This is a genomic window from Vibrio sp. J383, assembly GCF_023503985.1.
GTDB lineage: Bacteria > Pseudomonadota > Gammaproteobacteria > Enterobacterales > Vibrionaceae > Vibrio > Vibrio splendidus.
Map to the genome: position 1 here is coordinate 3,314,165 of NZ_CP097293.1, position 20,204 is coordinate 3,334,368.

A 20,204-nucleotide genomic window follows, 5' to 3' on the forward strand; every position below is an offset into this window, starting at 1 on the left:
GGCAATGTCTCACACACCTTGCCTTTAAAATATTGAGTCCGTTAGATTCAATTGACATCTCGACCATGTTCGGTCATAAATTAATCAAGATACACAAATAGGAAAAGAATAGTTTTGGACGACATATCAACGGGTATCTTATTTGCGCTACTCGCGTGTCTCATTGTAATTTCTGGTTATTTCTCTGGTTCCGAAACGGGCATGATGTCCTTGAACCGCTACCGTTTAAAGCACTTGGCCAATACGGGTCATAAAGGTGCCAAACGCGTAGAAAAACTTCTGAACCGCCCAGACAGATTGATCGGCCTAATTCTCATCGGCAACAATCTCGTCAACATTCTTGCGTCTGCGATCGCGACTATTCTTGGTATGCGCATCTACGGGGATATCGGTGTAGCGATTGCTACCGGTGTCCTGACTCTCGTGATCCTAGTGTTTGCCGAGGTAACCCCAAAAACCATCGCTTCTCTGTTTCCAGAGCGTGTCTCTTACGCCAGTAGTATCCTTTTGATCATACTGATGAAGGTACTGTCACCATTGGTGATATTGGTGAACTTCATTACCAACGGTTTTATTCGTATCTTAGGTGTTAAAGCCCGCCACGATGCGACCGACCACTTAAGCTCTGAAGAGCTGAGAACCGTGGTAAATGAAGCGGGAAGCCTAATACCTCAACGCCACCAAGATATGTTGGTATCTATTTTAGATTTAGAACACGTGACCGTGAACGACATCATGGTGCCTCGAAATGAAATCACTGGCATCGACATCAATGATGACTGGAAATCTATCGTTCGCCAATTAACTCACTCCCCTCATGGGCGTATTGTGTTATATCGTGACCAGATAGATGAAGTGGTTGGCATGCTTAGGTTACGAGAAGCTTACCGCTTGATGCTTGAAAAGAACGAATTCAATAAAGAGACACTGTTGCGTGCTGCGGATGAGATCTACTTTATTCCTGAAGCGACACCACTCAATATCCAACTACTTAAGTTTCAGCGCAATAAACAGCGCATCGGTTTGATTGTGGATGAGTATGGCGATATCAACGGCTTGGTTACCCTTGAAGATATTCTAGAAGAAATCGTTGGTGAGTTTACGACCTCAATTGCACCAAGCTTATCTGAAGAGATCACACCGCAAAGCGATGGCAGCTTCTTGATTGAAGGCAGCGCCAATATCCGTGACATAAACAAAGGCTTGCAGTGGACACTACCTACAAACGGCCCAAGAACACTTAATGGTTTAATACTGGAACACCTTGAAGACATTCCAGAAAGTCACCTGAGTGTTCAGGTTGCGAGTCATCCAATGGAAATTGTTGAACTCGAAGAGAACCGTATCAAGCTCGTTCGCGTGTTCCCGCAGATCGTTAACGGATAAAAGTGGTTTGCTGGACTGGGATAACTAAGTGAGTAATCACAAGCTCACATGCGACAACTGCCTAGATCTAAAATATGTCTCGTCCTAAAATACGTTGACGAAAAAGGCCCGGTTCATTGAACCTAATGCCGATCGTTTAAGAAGACTTGAACGATCTTGCAGTTAGCAGATAATCCCCATCAACAACGTTGATGGGGATTTTTTATGCTTGAACAAGAATTAGCAATGGCACACGAGACCATTGAAGATGCCGACAATTATGAATCTGTCGTCGACGCCATTCAGATTGAGTGGATAGAACAAGCTCTTCTTGAAACCAATAAAGCGAGCATAAGACGACGTCGGCTTCCCGCTCAGCAAGCTGTCTGGTTAGTTATTTGGATGGGGCTGCAACGCAACATGTCTATCAAAGAGGTATGCAGTTCATTAGACATTGCGCTTCAGCCTAAACCTGAAGATAGCTGGTCTCGTGTTGCACCTAGTGTCCTAACTGATTCACGCCGACGTCTAGATGAGAGTCCATTAGCGGCTTTGTTTCACACAACGGTAAAGGCTTGGAATGGAGATATCCTTCAACAAGATAAAGACTTAGAGCTTAATGTTCTTGCTGTGGATGGAACTACATTTAGGTGCCAAGATTCCCCAGAGAACGCTGAAGAATTTGGGTTCATCTCTAAAAAATTGAAACCTTACCCTCAACTTCGTTTAGTCGCTTTGATGTCAACAGAAACTCGAATGATTATGGGGGCGGCTTTTGATGGCTGTCATGTCGGTGAAACGACCTTAGCTAAGCGTCTATTCAATGATATCCCCGCACATTCATTGACCTTATTTGATCGTTGTTATTTCTCGGCAGACCTTTTGTTGTCGTGGCAAGAGAGTGCGGAAAATGCTCACTGGTTAATGCCTGCAAAACGTAAGCTACGCTATGAAGTGTTGGAGAAATATGCGGAGAACGACATGCTCATCTCAATGCCCATCTCTCCTCAAGCTCAACGGCAGAATCCGAATTTACCCGCACGTTGGGAAGCCAGATTAGTCCTATATCAAGAGCCAAAAGGTGAGATAAAAGGTTTTATTACTTCACTTACAGACCCTAGTAGATACTCGCTAGAAAGCCTGCTGCGTATTTATTGGCAACGCTGGGAGATAGAAGAAGGTTATGGTGAAATTAAACAGACTCAACTGCAAAGTCACGTCACTTTACGAAGTCGTTTTTCTGCCGGTGTGAAGCAAGAGCTTTGGGGCGTATTACTTGCCTATAACTTAGTGCGATTAGAGATGGTTAAGATAGCTTCAGAAGCCGGGGTTCGAGCGACTAGGGTCAGTTTTACCGCCGCAATTAACCTTATTGATGCGCAATTACGTTGGTTAGCTTTAAGTCCAGACGGAACTCTACCTGTAAAACTGAAAAGGATGAGAGACAGTTTGAGTCACTTCATTCTTCCAGATAAAAGAAAGGACCGAACGTTTCCACGTTCAGTCCTCTTTGTCCCAGCCAAATATCCGTTCAGGTTCAAGCAATAATGCTTATCCGAACGGCATTAGGTTCATTGAACCGGGCCTTTTAGTATCTAACTCGCTCTGTCTCTAGAGTGAAGCGTATTCAAGGTGAACTAACAATGACTAGTCGATCTTAAGCTCTTGAAGCATCGACTCTGGCAATGCCAGTTCATCATTTTTGTTTACAGAGATACCGGCAGCGATGATCGCATTAGCGATATCTTTAGCTTCATCCAAAGAGTGCATTGCCGCAGTACCACATTGGTACTCGTTCAGCTCAGGGATCTTATTTTGATTCTCAACTTTCAGCACATCTTGCATTGCAGCCAACCAACCGTCTGCTACTTGCTGCTCTGAAGGCGTACCAATTAGGCTCATGTAGAAACCAGTACGACAGCCCATCGGTGAAATATCGATGATCTCTACATCTGAACCGTTCAATTGATTACGCATAAATCCTGCGTATAGATGCTCTAGAGTATGGATACCTTTCTCAGATAGGATGTCTTTGTTTGGCGCAGTAAAACGCAGGTCAAACACAGTGATGGTATCCCCTTTTGGGGTTTGCATTGTTTTAGCTACACGAACTGCAGGTGCGTTCATGCGCGTGTGATCAACAGTGAAACTATCTAATAAAGGCATTGCTATTCTCCGTGACGGTTGGCTTTAGAAAAACCAACTTCTATTGTCTTCTAGTTCTTTACGACACTGTTTAAGCTGCCATCCATAATCTTTTGCTTGCTGTTCGACTTTGCGTGCCACCTTAATCAACGATGGTTTGCTATTGTATGACTTACGCTTATAACCACCACGACCTTCATGATAAGCCAGGTATTGGTTATACGGGTCCCATAGTGAGATACCAAGCTGACGACGCGTCTCGCTGGTGTACCAACCGATGAACATCAATGCATCATCAAAATTGGTTCTTGAGCCACCGTTATTGGTCGCCTTTTGGAAATCTTCCCAAGCAGGGTCTTGAGCTTGTGCATAACCGTAAGCACTACTCACGCGTCCCCACGGAATAAAGCCAAGAATGTAATCTTTAGGCGGGCGCGCATCATGACGATAGCTACTCTCTTGTTTCACAAAAGCCATCGCTACGTTGATCGGCGTGCCCCACTCTTCTTGCATATCGAGTGCATCTTCATACCACGACGGGTGTTCTCTGAAGATGCTACACAAGTTATCTTGCTGCTTTGGCGGTGGCGTGGCACATCCAACCAATAGGCTAGAGACAACACCAACAGTCACTACTGGCAACCATTTTCCACTTACGCGTTTAGGCTGGCCTAATAAGGCTTGCTTCCTTTCCACCAAAGTCTCGCTATGCTTTTAAATACGAAAAATAATCCGTTAAGAAGCTGTCAAAATCTTGAGTGCTTGCTTCTTCACTTTGTTGCTGAGCAATCACAGAGCGTTGAACTTCCGCTTCCATCAACTCAGCTGAGTAAACTTTATATTGGTGTGCTTTGTGTTGCTGAGCGTACGTTTTTCCTAACGCACAACCCACTTTACCCAAGCCACCTAATTTTTTGGTCTCTTCTAGCAACTGGCCAGAAATGGTCAGCTCTGGGTTATCAATCCAAGTTTCAAGCGTATCGCACGTTTCTTGGTATGCACGACCACCTTGTTCAGCATCCATCAACTCAGCGATAACACGAAGATCTTTGAATACGCGTTTAGCCCAATCTTGCAGAGACAGCCTCTCGCCATCACAACCAATCTTGAGTTCTAAACCAACCTGACGACCTTCTAAGATCACCTTGTTCCAGTTATCGCGCCAGCATTCAAGTTCGCAGTTATCCATCTCAGCAGAGTCAGATAGAACACTCCAAGTTAAGAATAGATCGAGGAAGCGAACTTGTTGCTCATTGATACCAATTGAGCTGAATGGGTTTACGTCCAAAGAACGAACCTCGATGTACTCAACACCAGCACGAGCCAGCGCTTCCGATGGTTTTTCACCACTTTTCGCCACGCGCTTAGGGCGAATTGGCGCATAAAGCTCGTTCTCGATTTGAAGAACGTTACTATTCAATTGACGGTATTCACCATCAACCTTAGTGCCTATCTCAGCAAACTCTTCTGATGGCGTGCGAATCGCTTGGTTCAAACCTTCAAGGTACTGGTCTAGGCTGTTGAAGCCAATCTTTAATACGCTTTGAGCACTATTGGTGTAGCCAAGATCACTCAGGCGAAGTGCCGTTGCTTTTGGTAGATACAGCGTTTCACCAATCTTTTCAAAAGGTAGCTTTGTCTCTCTTCCTTTGATGAAAGAAGGACATAGTGCAGGTGAAGCACCGAAGAAATATGGGATTAACCAACCAAAACGGTAATAATTACGAATCAAACCAAAGTACGCATCTGACTTAGCTTCACAACGCGTTTCTTCTGTTTGCTCTCCAAACAGGCTATCCCAAAAACTTTCTGGGAAAGAGAAGTTGAAGTGAACACCAGAAATAATCTGCATCAGGCTACCGTAACGGCGCTTTAGGCCTTCACGATATAGCGTCTTCATTTTGCCGTTGTTAGAGGTGCCGTATTGCGCTAGCTGAATGTAATCTTCACTGCCTACATAACAAGGCATAGAAAGCGGCCACATCTTTTCGCCATCTAACTTGGTTTGTGTGAAATGGTGGATATCAGACAACTGATTCAAAAGCGTCGGAACGTCGTTAGAAACAGGCGTAATAAACTCCAGTAGCGACTCAGAAAAATCGGTCGTTACCCATCCGTTCATCAACGCAGATCCCAAAGCCTTTGGGTGCGGCCCAGTCGCAAGATGCCCATCTTCCGTGTAGCGTAACGTTTCCCTTTCAACACCACGACCAAATTGAGAGAAGGTCTTAGGGTTGGTTGCAACTTGCTTTAGTCGCGCAGCAAAATCAGTCAAAATTCAGTTCACTTATCTTATATCGTTCTGATTAGAACTATCATAAATTAGGTTGGAGGAGAAAAATAGAGTCTTTTCCCTCCCCCTTTAATGTGTACTCTAACGAATGATTTCAAGCTCTTCTATTGGAATATCTAACTTTTCTAGTTGAGGACGAAGCGAAGTCGCATCACCAACAACAATTATTTGATAATCATTCGGGTCAAACCATTTCTTAGATAGCTTGTTTAACGTCTCTTTTGAGACCGTTTCAACTATCTGATTACGTTGTTGCAGGTAATCCTCGTCAAGGCTCAGCGCAACAATATTACTCAGCAACCCAGCCTTTTGACTTGGAGTTTCGTATTTAAGCGCATCTTGTTGACCGACGGCAAGGCGCATAAATTTCACCTCTTCGTCAGTTAATCCACTTTGACTAAATTCATTTAGCTCTGAGATAAACTCTTGAATCGATGGAACCGTCGCATTGGCTCTCACTTGAGCACTAAATACTACCGCACCAGTTTCACGCGTACTCGCGAAGTAACCGCTCGCACCGTAAGTGTACGCCTTGTCTTCACGTAAGTTTTGGTTAATGCGGCTATTGAAGTTACCGGCTAAGTTAAAGTTGGCTAGCTGGCTCAAATACAACTCACCAGTCGCGTCGAAAGGTAAACCTTTACGCACTAAACGAACAATACTTTGCGGTGCACCCGGTTTATCAACTAAATACAGGTGCTGTCCTGAAAGCTCTTTGATGATCTGAGGACGCGTTAGTGGTGCCGCATCGCCTTGCCACTGTTCAAAGAATTGTAGCTGTTTTCCCACCTCTTTCTTCGAGATGTCTCCCACAACAACAATATTGGCACCTTCCGGTGTGTAGTGTTGTGCATAGAATTTTTTCACATCATCTAAGGTTAGATCCGATAGAGACGCCTTGGTGCCATCGCTTGCTCGAGCAAAAATACTGTCACCAAATAGCACTTCACGGGTTGCTTGAGAAGCCATCCAGCTTGGTTGTTGATGCTGATAGACAACACCTTCAAGCATCTGCTTCTTAACACGTTCAAAGTCTTGCTCATCAAACTTAGGCTCAAACAGAACCTCTTGTACGATCGCTAAGGTTTGAGGCAGGTTTTTCTCTAGCGTTGAAACCGAGATATCCGTGGTATAACTTCCAGCGCTAATGCTGACACTGCTACCTAGCTTATCTAAGGTCGCCTGCAACTCTTCAACCGTTCGTTTCGTCGAACCTTCTTCCATCATCGAAGCCGTTAGATTCGCTAAGCCTTCCTGCCCTTTACGAACATAGCGTTCGCCTGCAGGCAGTTGAATTTGAAGCTGTACTGTCGGCGTTTCACTGGTCACGGTACCAATCAAGTCAGTGCCGTTCGCAAAGTGCATGCGGTACAACTCAGGCATGGTCGCTTCAACACCAAAGTTCACTTCTGGCATCACGCTGCGATCAAATGTGTTTGGCGCCTTTCTGAAATCCAGTTGGTCTTCCGTCACCTTGCTGTATTCAGGAAGGGTACGTGCAGGTGTGGTAAAGGTAGCCTCACGAACCGCTAAGTCGAGTTTTTTCTTAGGAACCACACTCAACGTAACCTTGTGCTTGCCTTCGATGAAATCTTGGTATGCCTTGCTTACGCTTTCTGGAGTAACCGCTCGAATTTGATCGAGTTGCGATTCAATGCGATCCGGCTGACCATAGAAGGTTTGGTTAGACGCAAGCTGTGAAACCTTACCTTTAACACTTTGTAGTGCAAAAACTGCATCCGCTTCTGCCATACCAGTGATCTGGTCTAAACGCTCTTGTTCAACGCCCTCTTTCGAGAATTGATCTAAGGTATCCATCAGCTCTTTGTTCAGAACCGTCAAATCGCCTTTTTCACCTGAATTACCCATCGCATACACATACATGGTACATGCAAGCTCAGCACAATCATGGAAAGATCCTGCGCTCACCGCTTTTTGCGTTTTTACGAGGTTTTGATACAGGTAGCTGTTGGTGCCAGAACCTAACACATTGGACAGTGCATTCAATGAAGCCTGCGTCTCTTCACCACGATACGTTGTTGGCCAGCCAACAAGCACCATCGGCTGACGAATATTATCTTTTAAGGTGATGTACTTGTCTTCAGTCAGCACTGCAGGTTGCTTCTCTGCCGCCTTAACTTCAGGTCCTTGAGGGATAGGGCCAAAGTACTTGTTAACCCACTCTAGCGTGTCATCAACGTCGATATCACCACCGATCGTTAACACGGCATTGTTTGGGCCATACCAACGTAAGAAGAATGCCTTAAGATCATTCACATCAACACGATCTAAGTCTTCAACATAACCGATTGGTTGCCACGAGTAAGGGTGACCTTCTGGATACAGTGCTTCACCCATGCGCTCCCACATCAAGCCATAAGGGCGGTTTTCGTAGCTTTGCGCTCGCTCATTCTTAACCGTGCCTCTTTGCACCTCAAATTTCTTTTGAGAAACTGCATCTAACAAGAAACCCATTCTGTCCGATTCTAACCACAACATTTTTTCGAGTTGGTTAGAAGGAACGGTTTCAAAGTAATTAGTTCGGTCACGGTTGGTGGTGCCATTTAACGAACCACCCGCTTCGGTGATGATCTTGAAGTGCTGTTGATCACCGACGTTCTCAGAGCCTTGGAACATCATGTGTTCAAAGAAGTGAGCAAAGCCTGATTTACCAATCTGTTCACGAGCAGAACCCACATGATAGGTCACATCAACATGAACAAGTGGATCAGAATCATCAGGAGAAAGAATAACGGTCAAGCCGTTTTCAAGCTGATACTTCGCATAAGGAATCACGACTTTATCTTTAGAAGGCTTAACCTCTTCTAACAGAGTGACGCCTTCCGGTAACGAGGAAAAGAAGGGTGTTGAGCTAGGTACATTGTAAGAACAGCCAGCAATGGCGATAAGAGAAAATGTACCAAGTAAAACCTTTTTCATAGGTTCTCCTTAGAAAAAACCGAAGTAGATAGCAGCAAGTAAGCTGTAGCGAGCGGCTTTGCCAATCGCTATCAAAATAACGCTAGGGATAAATTTCATTCTCAGCCAACCCGCAGCCAGACATAAAGGATCACCAATGATGGGTAACCAACTGAATAACAATGTCCAGTAACCATAACGGCTCAGCCAAGCCATAGCCTTATGACCATGCTTTTCAGATTGAGTTCGATTAGGCAACCACAAACCAATCCAATAATTGGTAAGGCCCCCCAAAGTATTACCGAGTGTCGCCAGAAGAATGATCGATGATGTTGAGAATTGATCTAAGCTCAAGGCTGCCACAAGGCTCGCTTCTGATCCCCCGGGCAATAATGTGGCACTCAAGAAGCCACTGATAAAGAGCACCCACAGCGCCGAGTCAGAGAACCACAGCGCTATGTTTTCAAACAGAGAATTAAAAAACTCTAGCACTGCATATCAACCTTCTTGCATTTTAAGTAGTACCTTGCCTCTGGTATGTCCGGTTTCAACCTGTAGATGAGCTGACTGCGCTTCGTCTAACTGGTAGATACCTTGAATCTCTGTTTTGAGCAATCCGACACTGACCATGTACAGCATAGTGTCCATTTGCTCTGGGTTTGGTTCAACCAGCATGCCTGATGCAGTAAAGCCTAATAATGTTGCTTTTTCGCAGATCAATTCTGCAGATAAAGTTGGGACTGTCACCACTCTTGCGCCATCTTTTAGACACTTCAATGCATCGAGAGCGGTATCGCCACCAACCAAGTCAATCAGCACATCAACATCAGAGACTCTTTCCGATGCTGGCGCAAACTTATAGTTAATCGCATGAGCGCCTAGCGTTGCTAAGTAATCAAGATTCGCTTCGCTACAAGTTGTGTAAACCTCGGCTTTCGCTGCCACGGCGATTTGAACCGCTAGATGACCAACGCCGCCAGCACCCGCTAAGATAAGTACGCGATCGCCCTCTTTCACTTCAGCTTTGTTGAGCGCTTGGGCTGCTGTTTGACTGGCTAATGGTAATGCTGCGGCCGCTTCTAGAGTCACCGAATCAGGAACCATGCTTAATGCCGCTTCTGGGACACACACATATTGGCTGTAACCGCCACCTTGCAGTGGGAAACCAATAAAGCCTGCCACGTTGTCGCCAACCGTAAAGCGCTCAGCCTGCTCCCCTAGGGTGACAATTTGCCCTGAAATGTCATAACCAGGTACCCAAGGCAGGTTATCTTTGTTCTGTGCTGCAGCCCAACCTAGACCAGCACGGGTTTTAACATCAATCGGATTAATGCCCGAAAAGGAAACTTTAACCACGACTTCTCCAGCCTTAGGCTCAGGAATAGCACGGGTTTGAATACTGAGGTTTTCGACACCGCCGAATTGAGTAATCGCTATCTGTTTATTTTCCATTTCCACATTTCCTTGATTGATAAAAGCCCTAATGAGCAAGCACCCTAATTGATAAAAAGAAAGGGATGCGAAAGCATCCCTTTGACTATAAACCATTTAATAAGGCTAAGTTAACCGCTCATTCGTAAATTGACGACCAATTAACGTAACGATACGTGACCTAGGAACCTACTAGCCCACTAGAGCTAATAGAATACCCGCCGCAACCGCACTACCAAGTACACCTGCCACGTTCGGGCCCATCGCATGCATCAACAAGAAGTTTTGAGGGTTTGCCTCAAGACCAACCTTGTTTACCACACGAGCCGCCATCGGAACCGCTGATACACCAGCCGCGCCAATCAATGGGTTGATGTCTTCTTTAGAGAAGCGATTAAGCAACTTCGCCATTAACACGCCACCCGCCGTACCAATACTGAACGCCACCGCACCTAAACCTAAAATACCCAGCGTCTCTAAGTTCAAGAACGTGTCCGCTTGAAGCTTAGAACCAACACCTAGGCCTAGGAAAATAGTTACGACGTTAATCAGTTCGTTTTGAGCTGTTTTTGAAAGGCGATCAACCACACCCGCTTCACGCATTAAGTTACCCAAGCAGAACATACCTACTAGAGGTGTTGCTGAAGGTAGGAACAGAATCGTCATCAGTAATACAGCAAGCGGGAAAAGGATCTTCTCGGCTTTACCAACGTGACGTAACTGCGCCATCTTAATCTTGCGTTCTTCCGGCGTCGTTAGCGCTTTCATGATAGGTGGCTGAATAATAGGAACTAAAGCCATGTAGCTATAAGCCGCAACTGCAATAGCACCTAGTAGGTCAGGAGATAACTTACTCGCCAAGAAGATCGCGGTTGGGCCATCGGCACCACCAATGATCGCAATTGACGAAGCATCTGCCATTGAGAATTCCATTCCTGGAACATAGTTCAGCAAGATCGCACCAAATAGCGTTGCGAAGATACCAAACTGAGCCGCAGCCCCTAGCCATAACGTTTTAGGGTTAGCAATCAACGCACCGAAGTCCGTCATTGCACCAACACCCATAAAGATCAGCAGCGGGAAAATACCCGTTTCAATACCAATGTAGTAAACGTAATAAAGCAAACCACCTGGATCAGTAAACCCAGCATTTGGAATGTTTGCTAGTACAGCACCAAAACCAATCGGTAATAAAAGTAACGGTTCAAATCCTTTACGAATTGCCAAAAACAACAATAAGCAACCGACCAGCATCATACAAATCTGGCCGAACTCAAAGTTAGCAATCCCTGTTTCAGACCATAAGGTCATCAATCCTTCCATGGTACTCCCTTACGCTAAGCTTAGTAGTGGAGCGCCTACAGTAACTGCATCGCCTTCTTTAACATTCAATTCCTGAACGATACCACCACGAGCAGCACGAACTTCCGTTTCCATTTTCATCGCTTCCAAGATCAGTAGCACATCGCCTTCAGCCACTTCAACACCAGGCTGAACGATCACTTTGAAGATGTTACCTGCTAATGGAGCTGGAACCGCTTCTGCATCAGAAGCCGCGGCAGGTGCAGCTTGAGACGCTTGTGCTGGTTTTGCTGATGGAGATACCGATGTCAGTTCACCTTGAGGGCCAACTTCAACATCATAAACTTGACCATCAACCTTCACACTGTAGCTTTCAATGCTGCCTGAAACAGGCTGTGGTGCCGCAACAGGAGCTGCCGTTTCTGCAGTTGGTGCAGGTTCAAATGCTTCAGGGTTACGACGGTTCTTAAGGAACTTAAGGCCGACTTGTGGGAAAAGTGCGTATGTCAGTACATCATCAACGGTATCTTCAGCGAGTGAAATGCCATCTGATTTCGCTTTTTCTAAAAGGTCTGTCGTTAACGTATCCATTTCAGACTTAAGTAAATCAGCAGGACGACACGTGATTGGCTCTGCACCATCTAACACTTTCGCTTGCAGTTCAGCATCAACCTCAGCAGGCGCTTGACCATATTCACCTTTCAGTAGACCCGCAGTCTCTTTAGTGATGCTCTTGTAGCGCTCACCCGTTAGAACGTTGATAACCGCTTGAGTACCAACAATCTGAGAAGTAGGTGTTACCAAAGGAATGTAACCCAGCTCTTTACGTACGCGAGGGATCTCTTCGAGCACTTCGTCCATACGGTCGGCTGCGCCCTGTTCTTTAAGCTGGCCTTCCATGTTGGTTAACATGCCGCCAGGAACCTGAGCAATCAAGATACGTGAATCAACACCTTTTAGCTGACCTTCCCATTTCGCGTACTTTTTACGTACATCACGGAAGTAAGCCGCGATGGGTTCGATCTGATCAAGCTTAAGATTGGTATCACGCTCTGTACCTTCTAACATCGCAACAACCGTTTCAGTTGGCGTGTGACCGTAAGTACAGCTCATTGAAGAAATAGCGGTGTCTAGAATATCGATACCCGCTTCAACGGCTTTAACCGCTGTTGCTGTAGATAGACCGGTTGTCGCGTGGCTATGCAACGCTAGAGGAACGTCACACGATGCTTTGATACGTGTAATCAGCTCTTCCGCTTCATACGGCTTTAATAAACCTGACATATCTTTGATACATAGTGAGTGACAACCTAGATCCTCTAGGCGTTTAGCCAAATCAACCCAAGTATCTGAGTTGTGAACCGGACTGGTTGTGTAAGACAACGTACCTTGAGCGTGACCACCAACGTCAATCGTTGCTTTCACTGCTGTTTCAAAGTTACGTACGTCATTCATCGCATCAAAAATACGGAATACATCCATGCCGTTCTTATGGGCACGTTCAACAAATTTCTCTACTACATCATCCGCGTAGTGACGGTAACCCAATAGATTTTGACCACGCAGTAGCATCTGCATTGGTGTGTTTGGCATCGCTTTTTTCAGCTCACGCAAACGCTCCCATGGATCTTCTCCTAGAAAACGAATACACGAATCAAACGTTGCGCCGCCCCAAGTCTCTAAAGACCAGTAACCGACTTTATCCAGTTCTGCCGCAATTGGCAGCATATCTTCGATACGCATACGAGTAGCAAATAGTGACTGGTGCGCGTCACGAAGTACCACATCTGTGATAGCTAGTGGTTTAGACATGCTCATAAACTCCTTTTTAATCCTTTAAATGCTACTTAGCAGTAGACGCACGGTATTGATGAACCGCGGCCGAAATTGCTGCCACTACCTGTGGACTAACAGCTGAAGGGTTTGATTGTGATTTTTTAATTTTTTTAGGTGCTGCGATCGGCTCTGGTACTTCTTCTGGTACCAGTTTTGACATCAACCGAACGAGGTAAACTAGAATAGTTAGGAAAATAAAGACAACGGACATCCCCGTTATCATTAGAGTCGCCGCATCTCCTAGCAGGCTTCCAATATTAGTCATGTTGCTTCCTTTCTTCGTCATCCTGACATACGTGCAGGATTTCAGCGAATAGTGATCCCGACCCATGGATTATCTCGATTGGTAAAAGTTTGTCAATTTTGTTTAAGGTTCTGTTACGGATAACGCACACATAAGGTTAATTATTCGCCTATCAGATCACATAAATCTGTCAAATACGTCATTTATAGATATTTAAACTGTGACTTAAACGGGGCTTTTCTTAGAAATGATATGAGAAAGGTAGAATAACAAAGAAGCAATCAAGAATTACTTTAAATACAATAAGTTAAACAACGACAAAATTTAACATTATCGCAACAAATTTGCAGCAGACATAAAAAAAGCCTCGTATAAACGAGGCTTTTTTTAATAAGGTGGTGCGCCCTGGAGGATTCGAACCTCCGACCGCCTGGTTCGTAGCCAGGTACTCTATCCAGCTGAGCTAAGGGCGCAACGGTTTCGATATTAAGCTGTTAGTTAAGGCAATAAAGCAAAACTAAACGTTCAACATCAGGATTAATGAAAACCCTAAATAGTGGTGCGCCCTGGAGGATTCGAACCTCCGACCGCCTGGTTCGTAGCCAGGTACTCTATCCAGCTGAGCTAAGGGCGCAACGGTTTCGATATTAAGCTGTTAGTTAAGGCAATAAAGCAAAACTAAACGTTCAACATCAGGATTAATGAAAACCCTAAATAGTGGTGCGCCCTGGAGGATTCGAACCTCCGACCGCCTGGTTCGTAGCCAGGTACTCTATCCAGCTGAGCTAAGGGCGCAACAGTTTCGATATTAAGCTGTTAGTTAAAGCAATAAAGCAGTTAAGGCAATAAAGCAAAACTAAACGTTCAACATCAGGATTAATGAAAACCCTAAATAGTGGTGCGCCCTGGAGGATTCGAACCTCCGACCGCCTGGTTCGTAGCCAGGTACTCTATCCAGCTGAGCTAAGGGCGCAACGGTTTCGATATTAAATTGTTAGTTAAGGCAATAAAGCAAAACTAAACGTTCAACATCAGGATTAATGAAAACCCTAAATAGTGGTGCGCCCTGGAGGATTCGAACCTCCGACCGCCTGGTTCGTAGCCAGGTACTCTATCCAGCTGAGCTAAGGGCGCAACGGTTTCGATATTAAGCTGTTAGTTAAGGCAATAAAGCAGTTAAGACAATAAAGCAAAACTAAACGTTCAACATCAGGATTAATGAAAACCCTAAATAGTGGTGCGCCCTGGAGGATTCGAACCTCCGACCGCCTGGTTCGTAGCCAGGTACTCTATCCAGCTGAGCTAAGGGCGCAACGGTTTCGACACTGAACTTTTAGCTAAGGCAATAAAGCAAAACTAAACATTCAACATCAGGATTAATAAAAACCCTAAATAGTGGTGCGCCCTGGAGGATTCGAACCTCCGACCGCCTGGTTCGTAGCCAGGTACTCTATCCAGCTGAGCTAAGGGCGCACGGTATCTTCAAGTGAAGAAGTTGTGAAATATATCACATTCTTGTTTCTACGAAACAAAAAAAAGGCCATAGGCCTGTAATGAATGGCGGTGAGGGAGGGATTCGAACCCTCGATGCGGCTACAAACCACATACTCCCTTAGCAGGGGAGCGCCTTCGGCCACTCGGCCACCTCACCAAATTCATTATTCTTATCCATTACTTCTTAACAAAGTAATCTAAAGAATGGTGCGCCCTGGAGGATTCGAACCTCCGACCGCCTGGTTCGTAGCCAGGTACTCTATCCAGCTGAGCTAAGGGCGCACATTGTTACTTCTGTGTTTGCTTGCAAATTCAAACGTGCAAGAAATGGCGGTGAGGGAGGGATTCGAACCCTCGATGCGGCTATAAACCACATACTCCCTTAGCAGGGGAGCGCCTTCGGCCTCTCGGCCACCTCACCGTCTTGCGGAGGCACATATTACGTTTTACCGAAAATATGTCAAACACTTTATTGAAAAAAACCGGACAAAAACATTCAACCGTTTGCAATTTAATCAAAGCGCTTGCAAATTGAACTTATAACATCCAATTAGCGCTTTTTCCCTTAAAAATTAAGGTGAAAGATTGGCAATAATTAATAGCGGAAAACAATTATCTAATTTATCTCGCAGTAAGTGTAACTGCTGATTGCACCATACTACGGGATGCTCTATTTCGCCATAGGGTAAGTCAGTAAAACTTGAACTATGGCAAACAAATATCATGATGCTTCAATAAGAGTTAACTCTGGTGGCTTGGCTTTTCTATATCAAGCACTCCATCCAGCATCTAAAACTAAACCAGCTAGTGAATCAACCTATTGCTAAGTTGTGATTATGTGCACCCCAAGATCAAAAAAGGCTAGCAACAATGCTAGCCCCTCTTCTACGCAAAAGTATTAGTAGTTGCCAGATGCAACGTTACCATTACCTTTTTCAGCTTGAATGCGCATGTAGATCTCTTCACGGTGAACAGATACTTCTTTAGGTGCGTTAACACCAATACGTACTTGGTTACCTTTAACGCCTAGTACAGTAACTGTTACTTCATCACCAATCATCAGTGTTTCGCCAACACGGCGAGTCAAAATTAGCATTCTTTGCTCCTTGAGTAATCTCTAAATTTATCTAGCTACGAGAGCATTATCCAACAAAAGTTATATTTTCGTAAACTATCGATTGAGTTTATTTAACCAAAATGCACTTCTTTTTTAAGATAACCCTGTGTTTCACGCGCTACGATGTATGCATTGTGTAATATGTTAGCAGCTATATCGACTTGCGTTGGTGATATCACCAAAGTTAAAGACTGCTGCTGCAATAAGTGATGTTGTACATCAATTTCGCCTTCAGACAACAATCCATGTGAACTGACCACAATTTCTTGCGTTCGGCTTCCTACCACAGTTAACAAACTAACATATTCACTATTACGGATTTTTTCAGCAAAAACTAGTTTTAATTTAGCACTTATGTCCGGTTTGATAATGAGCGCTGCCCGTTCTGTTTCCTCGATCACACTACAGACTTCGATCCCTAACAACTGGCAATGCGACATGAGAGACGGTAAATCTTGATTCAAACACTCGATGCGAACCATATCTCTTTGAATGGCTATCCCAGCAATATCATTCAAACAATCATTACCCGCGATGAGAGTGCCCTCGCCTTCTTCAAAACTCGAAAGTACTCTCAGTGGTACATTGTGTCGCCACGCATGCTGAACACATGGAAGGTGCAAAACCTTAGCGCCTCTGCGAGCCATTTCTTCCATAGAGGGAAAGTCTAAGGTATCTAATTTTTTAGATTGCTTAACCACTCTAGGGTCGCAGGAATATACGCCATCAACGTCAGTATAGATCTGACACTCTTTAGCTTGAAGCGCGCCCGCTAATGCAACGGCCGTGGTATCTGAACCACCTCGCCCTAAGGTTGTGATGTCACCTTTCGCATTAACACCTTGAAAACCTGCAACAATGACAATCTGGTCATCATCTAACAGCGCTCTAATAGGAGCGGTATCAATACGCTCAATCGTCGCATTATTATGATTAGAATCGGTGTGTATCTTGGCTTGATAGCCGGTCATCGATGTCGCTTCATAACCCAACTTGTGCAACGTCATCGCCAACAAAGCCATGGAAACTTGTTCTCCAGCCGTTAACAACACATCCAATTCTCTAGCGTTTGGAACACTATCAACTTGTGAAGCTAAGTTAACTAACCGATTTGTTTCACCTGACATAGCAGAAACGACAACCAAGATCTGGTTCCCTTCATTTTTCGCTTCAATGATTTTTTCTGCTACATGATGGATCCGCTCTATTGAACCCACCGACGTTCCACCAAATTTCTGCACGATAAGAGGCATTTTCACCCGTCCTCACCTTCCCAAGACCAATGTCTATATATGACAAAAAAACACATACTCCGCGTCAGGGCGAAGCAATAAAAAATTAACCAAGGAGTCTAACGCCACCATTAGACTTCTTGGTTAATCTCAATCAAACCTTGTTTAAACACACTTCCAATAGGCAAAATAAAAGATGCCCAATCAACTGATTGGGCATCTTTGTATCAATTACTTAAGCTTAAAGACGCTCTTCTAGCCAAGTACGCACAGATTTAAGCGCTTCTGGCAGTGCTTCAACGTCTGTACCGCCCGCTTGAGCCATATCTGGACGACCGCCGCCTTTACCGCCAACTTGCTCAGCAACCATCTTAACGAGGTCACCCGCTTTTACTTTGCCGATAAGGTCTTTAGTTACGCCAGCAATCAAGCCAACTTTACCGTCTGCGATATTCGCAATCAGGATGATGCCGCTACCTACTTGGTTTTTAGCGTTATCAACCATAGTACGTAGGTTCTTGTTGTCTGCGCCTTCAATTGCAGCAACCAAAACTTTAGTACCAGAGATGTCTTCTACTTTGCCCATGATATTTGCGCTTTCTGCAGCAGCCATCTTTTCTTTAAGCAGTTGGATTTCTTTCTCTAGCGATTTCGCTTTCTTAGCTGATTCAGCCAATTTCTCTTCGTAAGCGTTAGCCTGAGCTTCTACTGCATCTAGAGCAGCTTCACCCGTTACCGCTTCAATACGACGAATACCCGCAGCAATACCACCTTCAGAAGTGATCTTGAATAGGCCGATATCACCCGTGTTGCTTGCGTGGATACCACCACAAAGTTCAGTCGAGAAATCGCCCATAGATAGAACGCGAACTTCATCATCGTACTTCTCGCCAAACAGTGCCATTGCACCTTTTTCTTTCGCTGACTCGATGTCCATGATGTTGGTTTCAATCACGTGGTTCTTACGAACTTGTACGTTAACCAAACGCTCTACTTCTTTAATCTGTGCCGGTGTTACCGCTTCAAGGTTAGAAAAGTCAAAACGTAGGTTGTCTGGCTTAACTAAAGAACCTTTTTGAGCAACGTGCTCACCTAGAACTTCGCGCAGTGCAGAGTGAAGTAAGTGAGTTGCAGAGTGGTTTAGTGAGATAGCAGCACGACGCTCAGCATCAACCGTTGCTTCTACTTTATCGCCTTGAGCAAATACACCTTCAACTAGCTCGCCGTGGTGAGCAAATGCGTTACCTAGCTTCTGAGTGTCTTGTACTTTGAATAGACCAGATGCTGTTTTTAGCGTACCAGCGTCACCACATTGACCGCCTGACTCAGCGTAGAATGGTGTCTCTTCAAGGATGATGATTGCTTTGTCGCCAGCCGATAGTGAAGATACTTCTTCGCCGTCAACAAATAGCGCAGAGATTTCACCAGCGCCTTCAGTCGCTGTGTAACCACAGAACTCAGTGTTCGTGTCTACTTTGATCGTCGCGTTGTAATCAGTACCGAATTGGCCTGCTTCACGTGCACGCTTACGCTGTGCTTCCATCGCCTTCTCAAAGCCTTCTTCATCGATAGTAAAGTCGCGTTCACGAGCTACATCGTTAGTAAGGTCAGCTGGGAAGCCGTATGTATCGTAAAGTTTGAAGACTGTTTCACCGTCAAGCTCTTTGCCTTCAAGTGCGTCTAATGCGTCGTTAAGGATAACCATGCCACGCTCTAGCGTGCGACCAAAGTTCTCTTCTTCGATGCGAAGTACTTTTTCAACAAGCTCTTGTTGTTTCTTCAGCTCTTCAGCCGCAGAACCCATCACTTCAGCCAGTACACCCACAAGTTTGTGGAAGAACACGCCTTGTGCACCAATCTTGTTACCGTGACGAACTGCACGACGAATAATACGACGTAGAACGTAGCCACGACCTTCGTTTGAAGGCATTACGCCATCAGCGATTAGGAATGAACAAGAACGGATGTGGTCAGCAATAACGCGCAGCGATTGGTTAGATAGGTCGTCGTGACCTACTACTTCTGCTGTCGCCTTGATTAGCTTTTGGAATACATCAATTTCGTAGTTAGAGTGAACGCCCTGCATGATTGCAGAGATACGCTCAATACCCATACCAGTATCTACAGCTGGCTTAGGTAGCGGTTCCATAGTGCCGTCAGCGTGACGGTTGAACTGCATGAATACGTTGTTCCAGATCTCGATGAAACGGTCACCATCTTCTTCAGGTGTACCAGGACGGCCGCCCCAAATGTGCTCACCGTGATCGTAGAAGATTTCAGTACATGGACCACAAGGACCTGTGTCACCCATCGTCCAGAAGTTATCAGATTCAAACTTCTTGCCGCCTTCTTTGTCGCCGATACGAACAATCTTGTCAGCTGGAATGCCCACTTTCTTGTTCCAGATTTCGAATGCTTCGTCATCTGTCTCGTAAACCGTTACTAACAGGCGATCTTTTGGCAGACCTAGTGTTTCAGTCAGGAATTCCCAAGCAAACCCAATCGCTTCTTCTTTGAAGTAATCGCCAAAGCTGAAGTTACCTAGCATTTCGAAGAATGTGTGGTGACGAGCCGTGAAACCTACATTTTCAAGGTCATTGTGTTTACCACCCGCACGTACACAACGCTGAGCCGTAGTTGCTCGAGTGTAGGCACGCTTTTCGGCGCCTAGGAAGCAATCTTTGAATTGGTTCATACCTGCGTTAGTGAACAGCAGGGTTGGATCGTTATGTGGAACTAACGATGAACTGTCTACGATTTGGTGTTCTTTGCTCTCAAAGAACTTAAGGAACGCGTTGCGAACCTCATCAGTGCTCATGTACATGC

At 45.1% G+C, this 20,204-nt stretch carries 14 protein-coding genes and 10 tRNA genes; 2 read left to right on the forward strand and 22 right to left on the reverse strand.

Annotation, left to right across the window (positions count from 1 at the left end):
- Positions 1-114 precede the first annotated feature (114 nt).
- Both M4S28_RS14765 and M4S28_RS14770 read left to right on the forward strand, forming a co-directional pair.
- On the forward strand, positions 115-1,386 hold the full coding sequence (locus M4S28_RS14765; RefSeq protein ID WP_054541869.1) for an HlyC/CorC family transporter: 1,272 nt from the start codon (positions 115-117) through the stop codon (positions 1,384-1,386).
- 204 nt (positions 1,387-1,590) lie between these two features.
- On the forward strand, positions 1,591-2,913 hold the full coding sequence (locus tag M4S28_RS14770) for an IS4-like element ISVbsp1 family transposase (protein WP_009845967.1): 1,323 nt from the start codon (positions 1,591-1,593) through the stop codon (positions 2,911-2,913).
- Between the two features lie 99 nt (positions 2,914-3,012).
- Here the strand turns inward: M4S28_RS14770 and luxS are convergent, their stop codons facing one another.
- From luxS to alaS, 22 genes are all read right to left on the reverse strand, one after another.
- A complete protein-coding gene (gene luxS / locus M4S28_RS14775; RefSeq protein WP_017079953.1) occupies positions 3,013-3,531 on the reverse strand; it encodes an S-ribosylhomocysteine lyase in 519 nt (172 codons plus the stop codon).
- Positions 3,532-3,555: 24 nt separating this feature from the next.
- Entirely contained in the window at positions 3,556-4,206 is a 651-nt protein-coding gene (locus M4S28_RS14780) for a transglycosylase SLT domain-containing protein (protein ID WP_004735500.1), read from the reverse strand.
- Positions 4,207-4,216: 10 nt separating this feature from the next.
- A complete protein-coding gene (gene gshA / locus M4S28_RS14785; RefSeq protein WP_029406033.1) occupies positions 4,217-5,785 on the reverse strand; it encodes a glutamate--cysteine ligase in 1,569 nt (522 codons plus the stop codon).
- Between the two features lie 99 nt (positions 5,786-5,884).
- Positions 5,885-8,743, reverse strand: coding sequence for a M16 family metallopeptidase (locus tag M4S28_RS14790; protein WP_249632027.1), 2,859 nt, complete (start codon positions 8,741-8,743; stop codon positions 5,885-5,887).
- A 9-nt stretch (positions 8,744-8,752) separates the two neighbouring features.
- On the reverse strand, positions 8,753-9,214 hold the full coding sequence (locus M4S28_RS14795; RefSeq protein ID WP_004735497.1) for a YqaA family protein: 462 nt from the start codon (positions 9,212-9,214) through the stop codon (positions 8,753-8,755).
- 6 nt (positions 9,215-9,220) lie between these two features.
- A complete protein-coding gene (locus M4S28_RS14800) occupies positions 9,221-10,174 on the reverse strand; it encodes an NADP-dependent oxidoreductase (RefSeq protein ID WP_004735496.1) in 954 nt (317 codons plus the stop codon).
- Between the two features lie 171 nt (positions 10,175-10,345).
- The gene (locus M4S28_RS14805; RefSeq protein WP_004735495.1) at positions 10,346-11,476 is read right to left on the reverse strand and encodes a sodium ion-translocating decarboxylase subunit beta; all 1,131 of its coding nucleotides are present in this window, start codon (positions 11,474-11,476) and stop codon (positions 10,346-10,348) included.
- A 9-nt stretch (positions 11,477-11,485) separates the two neighbouring features.
- A complete protein-coding gene (gene oadA, locus M4S28_RS14810; RefSeq protein ID WP_249632028.1) occupies positions 11,486-13,267 on the reverse strand; it encodes a sodium-extruding oxaloacetate decarboxylase subunit alpha in 1,782 nt (593 codons plus the stop codon).
- Positions 13,268-13,298: 31 nt separating this feature from the next.
- On the reverse strand, positions 13,299-13,556 hold the full coding sequence (locus tag M4S28_RS14815; protein ID WP_010435831.1) for an oxaloacetate decarboxylase subunit gamma: 258 nt from the start codon (positions 13,554-13,556) through the stop codon (positions 13,299-13,301).
- 375 nt (positions 13,557-13,931) lie between these two features.
- A tRNA-Arg gene (locus M4S28_RS14820) sits at positions 13,932-14,008 on the reverse strand.
- Positions 14,009-14,092: 84 nt separating this feature from the next.
- A tRNA-Arg gene (locus M4S28_RS14825) sits at positions 14,093-14,169 on the reverse strand.
- 84 nt (positions 14,170-14,253) lie between these two features.
- Positions 14,254-14,330 (reverse strand) — tRNA-Arg (locus M4S28_RS14830).
- 101 nt (positions 14,331-14,431) lie between these two features.
- A tRNA-Arg gene (locus M4S28_RS14835) sits at positions 14,432-14,508 on the reverse strand.
- 84 nt (positions 14,509-14,592) lie between these two features.
- A tRNA-Arg gene (locus tag M4S28_RS14840) sits at positions 14,593-14,669 on the reverse strand.
- Between the two features lie 101 nt (positions 14,670-14,770).
- Positions 14,771-14,847, reverse strand: a tRNA-Arg gene (locus M4S28_RS14845).
- 84 nt (positions 14,848-14,931) lie between these two features.
- Positions 14,932-15,008 (reverse strand) — tRNA-Arg (locus M4S28_RS14850).
- An 85-nt stretch (positions 15,009-15,093) separates the two neighbouring features.
- Positions 15,094-15,186: transfer RNA gene (locus M4S28_RS14855), tRNA-Ser, on the reverse strand.
- Between the two features lie 48 nt (positions 15,187-15,234).
- A tRNA-Arg gene (locus M4S28_RS14860) sits at positions 15,235-15,311 on the reverse strand.
- Positions 15,312-15,357: 46 nt separating this feature from the next.
- A tRNA-Ser gene (locus M4S28_RS14865) sits at positions 15,358-15,450 on the reverse strand.
- Between the two features lie 477 nt (positions 15,451-15,927).
- On the reverse strand, positions 15,928-16,125 hold the full coding sequence (gene csrA, locus M4S28_RS14870) for a carbon storage regulator CsrA (protein WP_004415691.1): 198 nt from the start codon (positions 16,123-16,125) through the stop codon (positions 15,928-15,930).
- 92 nt (positions 16,126-16,217) lie between these two features.
- The gene (locus M4S28_RS14875) at positions 16,218-17,399 is read right to left on the reverse strand and encodes an aspartate kinase (protein WP_080583151.1); all 1,182 of its coding nucleotides are present in this window, start codon (positions 17,397-17,399) and stop codon (positions 16,218-16,220) included.
- Positions 17,400-17,619: 220 nt separating this feature from the next.
- Complete coding sequence (alaS, locus tag M4S28_RS14880; protein ID WP_102463485.1) at positions 17,620-20,202, reverse strand: alanine--tRNA ligase; 2,583 nt, start codon at positions 20,200-20,202, stop codon at positions 17,620-17,622.
- Positions 20,203-20,204 lie beyond the last annotated feature (2 nt).